This is a genomic window from Azospirillum sp. UENF 112521 (assembly GCF_058780665.1).
In genome coordinates this window covers 528167-539557 of sequence record NZ_JBSNCI010000005.1, presented here as the reverse complement: position 1 = coordinate 539557, position 11391 = coordinate 528167, and the positions used below count along the sequence as shown (strand labels likewise).

Annotated in this window: 8 protein-coding genes; 6 read left to right on the top strand and 2 right to left on the bottom strand. The window is 67.2% G+C overall.

Going from position 1 to position 11391, the window contains the following annotated elements; all coding sequences use genetic code 11:
* The first annotated feature begins 27 nt into the window (after nucleotides 1–27).
* Nucleotides 28–579 carry a DUF924 family protein gene (locus ACWPN8_RS27390; RefSeq protein WP_492243046.1) on the top strand — a complete coding sequence of 184 codons (552 nt, stop codon included), beginning with the start codon at nucleotides 28–30 and terminating at the stop codon, nucleotides 577–579.
* A 27-nt stretch (nucleotides 580–606) separates the two neighbouring features.
* On the opposite strand, the gene ACWPN8_RS27385 is transcribed toward ACWPN8_RS27390, so the two are convergent.
* Nucleotides 607–1485 (bottom strand): response regulator, encoded by an 879-nt coding sequence (locus ACWPN8_RS27385; RefSeq protein WP_109095663.1) that lies wholly within the window; start codon nucleotides 1483–1485, stop codon nucleotides 607–609.
* A gap of 216 nt (nucleotides 1486–1701) precedes the next feature.
* Between ACWPN8_RS27385 and ACWPN8_RS27380 the strand changes: the two genes are divergently transcribed.
* The gene (locus tag ACWPN8_RS27380) at nucleotides 1702–3150 is read left to right on the top strand and encodes a diguanylate cyclase (protein WP_492243045.1); all 1449 of its coding nucleotides are present in this window, start codon (nucleotides 1702–1704) and stop codon (nucleotides 3148–3150) included.
* Here the strand turns inward: ACWPN8_RS27380 and ACWPN8_RS27375 are convergent.
* Nucleotides 3122–4570, bottom strand: a complete 1449-nt coding sequence (locus ACWPN8_RS27375) for a helix-turn-helix domain-containing protein (protein WP_109095661.1) — start codon at nucleotides 4568–4570, stop codon at nucleotides 3122–3124. The genes ACWPN8_RS27380 and ACWPN8_RS27375 overlap by 29 nt on opposite strands.
* A gap of 230 nt (nucleotides 4571–4800) precedes the next feature.
* On the opposite strand from ACWPN8_RS27375, the gene ACWPN8_RS27370 reads away from it, so the two are divergent.
* The 4 genes from ACWPN8_RS27370 to scpA all read left to right on the top strand — a co-directional run bounded on the left by ACWPN8_RS27370 (nucleotide 4801) and on the right by scpA (nucleotide 11384).
* A complete protein-coding gene (locus tag ACWPN8_RS27370; protein WP_109095660.1) occupies nucleotides 4801–6333 on the top strand; it encodes an acyl-CoA carboxylase subunit beta in 1533 nt (510 codons plus the stop codon).
* A gap of 11 nt (nucleotides 6334–6344) precedes the next feature.
* Nucleotides 6345–8345, top strand: coding sequence for an acetyl-CoA carboxylase biotin carboxylase subunit (locus ACWPN8_RS27365; protein WP_492243044.1), 2001 nt, complete (start codon nucleotides 6345–6347; stop codon nucleotides 8343–8345).
* Nucleotides 8346–8379: 34 nt separating this feature from the next.
* Nucleotides 8380–8979 (top strand): biotin transporter BioY, encoded by a 600-nt coding sequence (locus tag ACWPN8_RS27360; RefSeq protein ID WP_492243043.1) that lies wholly within the window; start codon nucleotides 8380–8382, stop codon nucleotides 8977–8979.
* Between the two features lie 251 nt (nucleotides 8980–9230).
* Entirely contained in the window at nucleotides 9231–11384 is a 2154-nt protein-coding gene (gene scpA / locus ACWPN8_RS27355; RefSeq protein WP_492243042.1) for a methylmalonyl-CoA mutase, read from the top strand.
* The last annotated feature ends 7 nt before the right edge of the window (nucleotides 11385–11391 follow it).

The window sequence follows — 11391 nt, the reverse complement described above, 5'->3', positions numbered from 1 at the left end:
GCGACACAAGGCAAGGCGGAGAAGACAATGGTGGACAGTCTGATCGACGAGATCGTCGATTTCTGGTTCGACGAGGCGATGAAGCCCTATTGGTTCCGCAGGTCGGCCAGTTTCGACCGCGCGGTGGCCGACACGCTGGGCCCGCATTACGAGGCGGCGGCCCGCGGCGACTACGACCACTGGATGGAGGATGTCGACGGCTGCATCGCGCTCTGCGTGCTGCTCGATCAGGTGCCGCGCAACATGTTCCGCGACGACCCGCGCGCCTTCGCCACCGACGCCAGGGCGCGGGAAGCGAGCGAGCATGCCGTCGCCAACGGCTTCGACCTGGAATGCACCGCCGACGAGCGGACCTTCCTCTATCTGCCCTTCGAGCATCACGAGGACATGGGCAGCCAGGAGCGCTCCGTCGCGCTGTTCACCGAACGGGTGGGCGACGAGACGACGATCCGCTACGCCCAGCGCCACCGCGAGATCATCGAACGCTTCGGCCGTTTCCCCCACCGCAACGCCCTTCTCGGCCGCGCGAGCACGCCGGAGGAGGAGGCGTTCCTCAAGGAGCCCGACTCTTCGTTCTGACGATGTGAGGTCAGGCCGGCAGCGACATCAGGCCGGTTGCGGCGCCAGCCAGCGTTCCAGCGCGGCCAGCAGGTCGGCGCGGCGGACCGGCTTGGTCAGATAGTCGTTCATCCCGGCCGCCAGGCAGCGGATGCGGTCCTCGGGCTGGGCATTGGCGGTGACGGCGATGATCGGGATGCGCGCCCGGTCGTCGGCCAGCCGGCGGATGGTGGCGGTGGCGGTGGCGCCGTCCATGTCGGGCATCGCCACGTCCATCAGCACCGCCTCGGGCGGCACCGGCGCCTGGGCGACCGCCTCCACCGCCTCCGCCCCGCCATTGGCGGTCTCGACCGAGAAGCCGGCCTTGGCGAGCAGCCCGGCCACCACCATGCGGTTGGTGGCGCTGTCGTCCACCACCAGCAGCCGGCCGCCGCGCGACCGCGCCCAGTTCATCAGAAGCTCGCCGTCGGTGGTGCGGGAGGGCAGGGCCGCCGGCATGTCGAGCACGGCGCGCCGCGATCCGTCGGCCTCCTCGGTCACGCTCATCTGCGCGCCAAGGGCGGCGAGCAGGCGGCGCATGAAATCCTTGTTGAACCCGTCCTCGCACTTGGCCTCGTAGCGGCCATGCAGCTCGGCCCGGAAGACGACCGAATCCTCGCCGGCCGGCTGGGCCGACAGCCGCAGGCCGAGCCGGCCCGGTGCTGCGCTGGCGATGGCGCTCGCCGCCAGCGCGTTGCACAGGCTGCTGACGGTCTCCGCATTGCCGATCAGGCGCGGCGGCGTGCCGGTCAGGACGCCGACATCCAGGGTGATTCCCCGCCCCTGCGCCAGGGCCGTGGTGGAAACCGCCAGCATGCGGGCCATCGCTTCCGGAGCGAATGCCGTCCCCCTGTGGTGGGGGACGTGATGCAGAATGTCACCGTTCATGGCCCGCCATTGGCAAAATGCAAAGCAGCTTGCATCGATCGGGTCAGAAAAGGACCGAGGTCCGTGCTCCGGCCGATCTTGCGACCAATTCTCAGCAAGTTGCGGGCCAGCGGCGCATCATTTCGCAAGCCGCGCGCGGCAAACAGCGTTATTCTGTCGTGACATACTTGGGTAAGCCGACCAGGCTGCGTCGACCGACGCCGGAGAAGTGGCTGTATGGCAAATTCGATGTCGGGGAGAGCGGCAAGGCGGCTGCTGCAAGGTCTGGCGGTCCTGACGGTTCCGGTTCATCTCCTGATTGCCGCGGCGGCCTATGGCGCCGAGAGCGCCGGCGGAAGCGTGACCTACTGCGCCGACCCCGACTGGCCCCCTTACGAAACCATCACCGCCGACGGCAGGCACCAGGGGATCGCCGCCGACCTGCTGGCCCTGGTGTCGGAGCGTTCCGGGGTCGCGCTCACCCCGCTGCCGACCCGCGACTGGGAGGACAGCATGGCGGCGGTGCGGGACGGGCGCTGCCGCTTCCTCAGCTTCCTGAACCGGACGCCGAAGCGGGAGGAATGGCTGGCCTTCACCGAGCCGATGTTCGTCGATCCCAATGTGCTGGTGACGCGGGAAAGCCACGACTTCATCGCCGATCTCGCCGGCCTCGGCGGCGAAACGATGGTGCTTCCCAAGGGAACCTCGGTCGAGGAGCGGGTGCGCCGCGACTTTCCCGAGCTGCGCATCGTCATGGTGGACAGCGAGGCGGAAGCCTTTGCCATGGTGTCCCACGGCAAGGCCGACATGACGCTGCGGTCGCTGACCGTCGCCGTCTTCACCATCAAGACGGCCGGCTGGTTCAACCTGAAGGTCGCCGGCCATCTGCCGGGCTATGAAAACCTGCTGCGCATCGGCGTCCGCCGGGACGAGCCGGAGCTGCTGGCGGCGCTGGACCGCGGCGTCCGGACGATCTCGGCCGCCGAACGGACCACCATCGCCAACCGGCATGTCGCCATCCAGGTGCAGTCGCCGCTCGATCTTTGGACGCTGGCGAAACTGCTCGCCATCCCGGCGGCGGTCATCCTGACCAGCCTGTTCTGGATCGTGACGCTGATGCGGGTGAACGAGCGGCTGCGGGTACAGTCGCGCACCGACGTGCTGACCGGGCTTGCCAACCGCAGCCATCTGAACGAGGTCTGCCGTGCGGAGATGGAGCGCGCCGCCCGCTACGGCAGGCAGATGTCGATCATCCTCGTCGATCTTGACCACTTCAAGCAGGTCAACGACCGCTATGGCCATGTCTTCGGCGACCAGGTGCTGATCGAGTTCGCCGCACTGGCCCGCAAGGCGCTGCGCGCCACCGACACGGTCGGCCGCTGGGGCGGCGAGGAATTCCTGATCCTGTGCCCGGAGGCCAGCCCGGAAGCGGCCTTCGCCCTGGCCGAGCGGCTGCGCCGGACGATCCGCGGCTATGACTTCTCCAACGGCCACCGGCAGACCGGCAGCTTCGGCGTCGCCGGAGTCCGCGACGGCGACAGCATCGACCGCCTGCTGATCCGGGCCGACAACGCGCTGTACCGGGCGAAGGACGAGGGGCGCGACCGCGTCGTCCTCGACAGCGGCGGCGACGGCGGTGGCCAGCCCGGCAGGGCGTTCAGCCGGACGGCATGTCCGGCGGGTTGAACAGGTAGGGCACGAAGCTGCGGTGATGCTCGTTCACCCGCAGCTCGCTGCCGATCGGCGGGAAGGCGCGTTGCTGGCAGTCGGTGCGCTCGCACAGGCGGCAATTGACGCCGATCGGCACGGCGGCCTTCAGGTCGGTGATGTCGATGCCGGCGGCATAGACCAGTTCCGGCGCGTGGCTCGCCTCGCAGCCCAGCCCGACGGCGAATTGCCGTGACGGCTTCAGATAGGCGCCGCCGCGCTTGGTCACCGTGCGGGCGATGCTGATATAGGCGGTGCGGTCGGGCATCTGGGCGAACTGCACCAGGATCTTGCCGGGCTGGGCGAAGGCGTCATGCACGTTCCACAGCGGGCAGGCGCCGCCGAAGCGGGCGAAGTGGAAGCGCGTCGCCGAATGGCGCTTGGTGATGTTGCCGGCCATGTCGACCCGGACGAAATAGAAGGGCAGGCCGCGGGCGCCCGGCCGTTGCAGGGTGGACAGCCGGTGGCAGACCTGCTCGAAGCTTGCGGAAAAGCGGCTCTGCAACTGCTCCACATCGTGGCGCAGCGCGCGGGCCTGGGCGGCGAAGGCGCGGTAGGGCAGCACCAGCGCCCCGGCGAAATAGTTGGCGAGCCCGACCCGGCAGATCGACCGCGCATCCTCGCTGGAGAATTTCGCCTGCTCCACCAGATCGTCGATCTGGTCGCCGAACTCCAGCAGCGCGATCTGGTTCGCCATGTGGAAGGCGCGGCTGGAGCTGGTCAGCAGGGCCGACAGCCGCAGCGTGCCGGTGGTGGCATCGTAGCTGCGCATGGCGGTGTCGCCCGCCTCGTCGGCGACGATCTTCACCCGCACGTCGTGGCGGCGCTTCAGATAGGCGGCCAGCTCGTTCAGCAGCGACCCGGAATGGATCTTCTCGGTGTCCCACAGCCGCTCCGCCGCCTCGTCCAGCGGACCGATGTAGTTGTTGCAGTAGTGGAAATAGTCCCGCACCTCCTCATAGGGAAATTGCGGTCCGGCGAAACTGTCACCCTGTTCGCTGTTGGACAGGCTGTCGGTCAGCGACTGCACCCGCTCATGCAGCTTCTGATAGGCCTGATGCAGGCTGAGCACCCGGCGGGCCAGCTCCGGGCTCGATCCCACCACGCTGCGCAGTTCCGCCGCGGTCAAGGGTGCGCCGGCGAACAGCGGGTCGGCCAGCGCCTCGCGCAGATCGGAGACCAGCCGGCTGTCCTCGTCCTCCAGGAAGGCGGACAGCTCCAATTCGAAGGTGGCGGCGATCCGCATCAGCACCGGCAGGGTCAGCGGGCGCTGGTTGTTCTCCAACTGGTTGAGATAGCTGGGGGAAAGCTCCAGCGTCTTGGCGAGCGACGCCTGGGTCAGGCCGCGCTGCTCGCGCAGGCGGCGCAGCTTGTAGCCAAGGAACAGCTTCTTTTGCATGCGTATAAAATCCTGCCCGGCGGAGGCCTTGGAAATCAGCCGTTCTTCGCAATCTTAGCAAGCGCAAAGCGGCATTTGCAAAGGGCTTCGCAACTTCGCACCTTTTTGCGAAGAGGCTGTTTGAAGCGCTGCGAAGTTTGTGAATAATCCGCGGCGTTCCGGTGAATGAGTGCGTCGCTAGGCGCCGGGGCAGGGACCGTCACTGCGATGCCACATAATGGGAACGCCCGATGCAAGACATTCTGGCCAAGTTGGAGTCCAAGCGCGCCGCGGCGCGGCTGGGCGGCGGTGAGAAGCGCATCGCCGGCCAGCACGCCAAAGGCAAGCTGACCGCGCGCGAGCGGATCGACCTGTTCCTCGACGAAGGCTCGTTCGAGGAGTTCGACATGTTCGTCGAACACCGCTGCATCGACTTCGGCATGGAAAACCAGAAAGTCCCGGGCGATGGCGTGGTCACCGGCCACGGCACCGTCAACGGCCGCCTCGTCTTCGTCTTCAGCCAGGACTTCACGGTCTTCGGCGGCGCGCTGTCCGAAGCGCATGCCGAGAAGATCTGCAAGATCATGGACCAGGCGTTGAAGGTCGGCGCCCCGGTCATCGGGCTGAACGATTCGGGCGGTGCGCGCATCCAGGAGGGTGTCGCCTCGCTCGGCGGCTATGCCGAGGTGTTCCAGCGCAACGTCGACGCCTCGGGCGTCATCCCGCAGATCTCGCTGATCATGGGGCCGTGCGCCGGCGGTGCGGTGTACTCGCCGGCCATGACCGACTTCATCTTCATGGTGAAGGACAGCTCCTACATGTTCGTCACCGGCCCCGACGTGGTGAAGACCGTCACCCACGAGGTCGTGACCGCCGAGGAGCTGGGCGGCGCCGTCACCCACTCCACCAAGTCGGGCGTGGCCGATCTGGCCTTCGAGAACGATGTCGAGGCGCTGCTCCAGCTGCGCCGCTTCGTCGATTTCCTGCCGTCGTCGAACCGCGAGAAGGCGCCGGTCCGTCCCTGCGCCGACCCGCTCGACCGCGAGGATTTCTCGCTCGACACGCTGGTGCCGGAGAACCCCAACAAGCCCTACGACATGAAGGAGCTGATCCTCAAGATCGTCGACGAGGGCGACTTCTTCGAACTCCAGCCGGAATACGCCAAGAACATCCTCATCGGCTTTGCCCGGATGAACGGCTCCACGGTCGGCATCGTCGCCAACCAGCCGATGGTGCTGGCCGGCTGCCTCGACATCGACAGCTCCAAGAAGGCGGCGCGCTTCGTCCGCTTCTGCGATGCGTTTGAAATCCCGATCCTGACCCTGGTGGACGTCCCCGGCTTCATGCCCGGCACCAGCCAGGAATATGGCGGCATCATCAAGCACGGCGCCAAGCTGCTGTACGCGTACGCCGAGGCGACCGTGCCGAAGGTGACCGTCATCACCCGCAAGGCGTACGGCGGCGCGTACGACGTGATGTCGTCCAAGCATCTGCGCGGCGACCTCAACTATGCCTGGCCGTCCGCCGAAATCGCGGTGATGGGCGCCAAGGGCGCGGTGGAAATCATCTTCCGCAGCGACATCGGCGACGCCGAGAAGATCGAGGCGCGTACGGAAGAGTACAAGCAGAAGTTCGCCAATCCCTTCGTCGCCGCGTCGCGCGGTTACATCGACGACGTGATCATGCCGCACGGAACCCGCCGCCGCATCACCAAGGCGCTGTCCATGCTGAAGAACAAGCAGCTCCAGACCCCCTGGCGCAAGCACGACAACATTCCGCTGTGAGGGCCGGCAGCATGTTCGAGAAGATCCTCATCGCCAACCGTGGCGAGATCGCCTGCCGCGTCATCCGCACGGCACGCCGCATGGGCATCAAGACCGTCGCCGTCTATTCCGACGCCGACAGGAACGCGCTCCATGTCGAGATGGCCGACGAGGCCGTCCACATCGGCGCCGCCCCGTCCGCCCAGAGCTATCTGCTGATCGACAGGATCGTGGATGCCTGCAAACAGACGGGCGCCCAGGCCGTCCATCCCGGCTACGGCTTCCTGTCGGAGAAGCGCGAGTTCCAGGAGGCGCTGGCGGCCGCCGGCATCGCCTTCATCGGGCCGGACGCCCACGCCATCCAGGCGATGGGCGACAAGATCGAGTCCAAGAAGCTGGCCAAGGCCGCCGGCGTCTCCACCGTCCCCGGCTATCTCGGCGTCATCGCCGACGACAGCGAGGCGGTGACCATCGCCCGCGACATCGGCTATCCGGTGATGATCAAGGCGTCGGCCGGCGGCGGCGGCAAGGGCATGCGCGTGGCCTGGAACGACGAGGAGGCGCGCGAGGGCTTCCGCTCGGCCACCAACGAGGCGCGCTCCAGCTTCGCCGACGACCGCGTCTTCGTCGAGAAGTACATCCAGCAGCCGCGCCACATCGAAATCCAGTTGCTGGCCGACGGGCAGGGCACCTGCCTGTACCTGCACGAGCGCGAATGCTCGATCCAGCGCCGCCACCAGAAGGTCATCGAGGAGGCGCCGAGCCCGTTCCTCGACGCCGCCACCCGCAAGGCGATGGGCGAGCAGGCGGTGGCTCTGGCCAACGCGGTGCAGTACAAGTCGGCCGGCACGGTCGAATTCATCGTCGATGCCGAGCGCAACTTCTACTTCCTGGAGATGAACACCCGACTTCAGGTCGAACATCCGGTCACCGAGCTGATCACCGGCCTCGACCTCGTCGAGCTGATGATCCGCGTCGCCGCCGGCGAGAAGCTGACGCTCCGCCAGGAGGACGTGCAGCTGAACGGCTGGGCCGTCGAGGCCCGCGTCTATGCCGAGGATCCCTTCCGCAACTTCCTGCCCTCGACCGGCCGCCTGACCCATTACCGGCCGCCGGCCGCAGGCCCCCACGTCCGCGTCGACACCGGCGTGTTCGAGGGCGGCGAGATCTCGATGTATTACGATCCGATGATCGCCAAGCTGTGCAGCTGGGGACAGACGCGCGACGAGGCCATCGCCGAAATGCGCGAGGCGCTGGACCAGTATTACATCCGCGGCGTCAGCCACAACATCCCGTTCCTGGCCTCGCTGATGGCGAACCAGCGCTTCGTCGACGGGCGGCTGACCACCAACTTCATCGCCGAGGAGTATCCGAACGGCTTCCACGCCTCGGACCTGCCGCCGGAAGACCCGGCGGTGCTGGTCGCGGTTGGCGCGGTGATCCACCGCAGCCTGAACGACCGCGACATCCAGATCTCCGGCAAGATGCCCGGCAACAAGGTGACGGTGCGCGACGACTGGGTGGTGGTGCTGGACGGCACGCAGCATCCGGTGCACCTGCATCCGGCGGACAGCACTGCGCAGCGCATCGGCTACACCGTCGATGTCGGCGGCACGCACCACACGGTGCGGAGCGACTGGCGGATCGGCGAGCCGCTGTTCCGCGGCACGGTCAACGGCACGGCTGTCTGCGTCCAGATCGACCGCGTCGGCATCGGCTATCGCCTTCACCACAGCGGGTCGCAGGCCATCGTCAAGGTGCTGACGCCGAAGGCGGCCAAGCTGGACGCCCTGATGCCGGTCAAGGCGCCGCCGGACATGTCGAAGTTCCTGCTGTCGCCGATGCCGGGCCTGCTGGTGTCGCTGTCGGTGTCGGAAGGCCAGGAGGTCAAGGCCGGCGAGGTGCTGGCCGTGGTCGAGGCGATGAAGATGGAGAACATCCTGCGCGCCTCGCAGGACGGGACGGTCGCGAAAATCCACGCGGCCCCGGGCAGCAGCCTGGCGGTCGATCAGAAGATCGTGGAATTTGCCTGACAGGAAAACTCTTACGGCGTAAGGGCATTCAGACATGGCTTACGAGGTTTCGCCCGTCGTCCGTCCGGTCCCGCTGCTCGGCACGCTGGTGCCGCAGGGCGGCCTCGCCAAGATGGCGATGGCGGCCCTGTTCGGCAGCGTGCTGATGGCGGTCTCCGCCAAGGTGCAGGTGCCGTTCTACCCGGTGCCGATGACGCTGCAGAGCATGGTCGTCATGCTGCTGGGCATGGCTTACGGCAGCCGGCTCGCGGTCGCCACCGTGCTGCTCTATCTTGCCGAGGGTCTGGCCGGCCTGCCGGTCTTCGCGGGGGCGGGTGCCGGCCCGGCCTACATGATGGGGCCGACTGCCGGCTATCTGGTCGGCTTCGTCCTCGCGGCCGGGGTGATCGGCCTGCTGGCCGAACGCGGCTGGGACCGCAGCCCGGCCAAGGCGGTCGCCGCCATGGCGCTCGGCCACGCGATGCTGTTCGTGCCGGGCGTGGCGTGGCTGTCGCTGCTGTTCGGCTTGGACAAGGCGCTGGCGGCCGGCCTGTGGCCTTTCTGGGCAGCCACCCTGCTGAAGACCGCGCTGGGTGCGGTGCTGATGCAGGCCGCCTGGAAAATCGTTGCCCGCTGTTCGGCGAGGCAAGGATGAAAGACGATGAAGGAGATTCTGCGCGCGTCGCAGGACGGAACGGTCGCGAAAATCCACGCGGCGCCGGGCAGCAGCCTGGCGGTCGATCAGAAGATCGTGGAATTCGCGTAACCGTATAACAATAAGAAACGCAATCGAGAGGAAGCGTCGCCCCTGCCCCCTTCCACCGCTCCGCCGAGCGTGGAAGGGGGCATCGGGGGGACCGCACTGCCAATTTTCCAGCGCCCATAAGAAGCCATCAGGAGGCGTCGATGACCGAGTTCCCGCAAAAGACCCTTGCCGACTGGGACAAGCTGGCCGCCAAGGATCTCGGCGCCGACGGCGACATGTCCAAGCTGGTCTGGAAGACCCCGGAAGGTCTGGACGTCAAGGCGCTCTACACCGCCGCCGACCTGGAAGGGCTGGAGCTGGACACGCTGCCGGGCTTCCCGCCCTTCACCCGCGGCCCGCGCGCCACGATGTATGCGGTGAAGCCCTGGACCATCCGCCAATATGCCGGCTTCTCCACCGCCGAGGAATCGAACGCCTTCTACAAGGCCAACCTGAAGGCCGGCCAGATGGGCCTGTCGGTGGCCTTCGACCTTGCCACCCACCGCGGCTATGACAGCGACCATCCCCGCGTGGTCGGCGATGTCGGCAAGGCCGGCGTCGCCATCGACAGCGTCGAGGACATGAAGGTCCTGTTCGCCGACATCCCGCTCGACAAGATGTCGGTGTCGATGACCATGAACGGCGCCGTGCTGCCGATCCTGGCCGGCTACATCGTCGCGGCGGAAGAGCAGGGCGTTTCCCAGGACAAGCTGAGCGGCACCATCCAGAACGACATCCTCAAGGAGTTCATGGTCCGCAACACCTACATCTACCCGCCCGAACCCTCGATGCGGATCATCGCCGACATCATCGAGTACACCTCCCAGCACATGCCGAAGTTCAACTCGATCTCGATCTCCGGCTACCACATGCAGGAGGCAGGCGCGACGGCGGTGCAGGAGCTGGCCTTCACCATCGCCGACGGCCTCGAATATGTGCGGGCGGCGATGTCGAAGGGTCTGCCGGTCGACAAATTCGCGCCGCGCCTGTCCTTCTTCTTCTCCATCGGCATGAATTTCTTCATGGAGATCGCCAAGCTGCGCGCCGCGCGCCTGCTGTGGTCCTCCCTGATGCAGGAGAAGTTCCAGCCGAAGGACACGCGGTCGCTGGCGCTGCGCACCCATTGCCAAACCTCGGGCGTCTCGCTGACCGAGCAGGACCCCTACAACAACGTCATCCGCACCACCATCGAGGCGATGGCGGCGGTGCTGGGCGGCACCCAGTCGCTGCACACCAACGCCTTCGACGAGGCTCTGGGCCTGCCGACCAAGACCTCCGCCCGCATCGCCCGCAACACCCAGCTGATCATCGCGGAGGAGGCCGGCGTCACCAAGGTGGTCGATCCGCTCGGCGGCTCCTTCTACATCGAGCATCTGACCCACAGCCTCGCCAACGCGGCCCTTGAGTTGATCGGCCGGGTCGAGGAGATGGGCGGCATGACCAAGGCGGTCGAGAGCGGCATGCCCAAGCTGCTGATCGAGGAGGCCGCCGCCCGCCGCCAGGCCGCCATCGACCGCGGCGAGGAGGTGATCGTCGGCGTCAACAAGTACCGTCCGGAAAACCCCGAGGGGGTGGACGTGCTGGACATCGACAACACCGCCGTCCGCGAGGCGCAGATCGCCCGCCTGAAGCAGATCCGCGCCAGCCGCGACGAGGCCAAATGCCAAGCGGCGCTGGCCGCTCTTACCGAGGCCGCGGCGGCGAAGACCGGCAACCTGCTGGCCCTGTCGGTCGAGGCCACCCGCGCCCGCGCCACCGTCGGCGAGATCTCCGACGCGCTGGAGAAGGCCTTCACCCGCCATGTCGCCGTCATCCGCTCGGTGTCGGGCGTCTATGGCTCGGCCTATGAGGGCGACGAGGGCTTCAAGAAAATCCAGGAGGAGGTGGCGTCCTTCGCCGCCGAGGAAGGCCGCCGGCCGCGCATCCTGGTGGTGAAGATGGGCCAGGACGGCCACGACCGCGGCGCCAAGGTGATCGCCACCAGCTTCGCCGACATCGGCTTCGACGTCGACATCGGCCCGCTGTTCCAGACCCCGGACGAGGCGGCGCGGCAGGCGGTGGAGAACGACGTGCACGTCATCGGCGTGTCGTCGCAGGCCGCCGGCCACAAGACGCTGGTGCCGCAGCTGATCGAGGAACTGCGCCGCCAGGGCGCCGGCGACATTCTGGTCGTCTGCGGCGGCGTGATCCCGCCGCAGGATTACGACTTCCTCTACAAGGCGGGTGCTGCGGCCATCTACGGTCCGGGCACCAACATCCCGAAGGCGGCGTCGGACATCCTGGGCATCCTGCGCAAGCAGAAGACGGCGGCGTGATGAATGG

Bases quoted from the DNA above. Each gene is read 5' to 3' on its own strand.
- ACWPN8_RS27390 (WP_492243046.1), top strand. From the start codon at position 28: ATGGTGGACAGTCTGATCGACGAGATCGTCGATTTCTGGTTCGACGAG.
- ACWPN8_RS27385 (WP_109095663.1), bottom strand. From the start codon at position 1,485: ATGAACGGTGACATTCTGCATCACGTCCCCCACCACAGGGGGACGGCA.
- ACWPN8_RS27380 (WP_492243045.1), top strand. From the start codon at position 1,702: ATGGCAAATTCGATGTCGGGGAGAGCGGCAAGGCGGCTGCTGCAAGGT.
- ACWPN8_RS27375 (WP_109095661.1), bottom strand. From the start codon at position 4,570: ATGCAAAAGAAGCTGTTCCTTGGCTACAAGCTGCGCCGCCTGCGCGAG.
- ACWPN8_RS27370 (WP_109095660.1), top strand. From the start codon at position 4,801: ATGCAAGACATTCTGGCCAAGTTGGAGTCCAAGCGCGCCGCGGCGCGG.
- ACWPN8_RS27365 (WP_492243044.1), top strand. From the start codon at position 6,345: ATGTTCGAGAAGATCCTCATCGCCAACCGTGGCGAGATCGCCTGCCGC.
- ACWPN8_RS27360 (WP_492243043.1), top strand. From the start codon at position 8,380: ATGGCTTACGAGGTTTCGCCCGTCGTCCGTCCGGTCCCGCTGCTCGGC.
- scpA (WP_492243042.1), top strand. From the start codon at position 9,231: ATGACCGAGTTCCCGCAAAAGACCCTTGCCGACTGGGACAAGCTGGCC.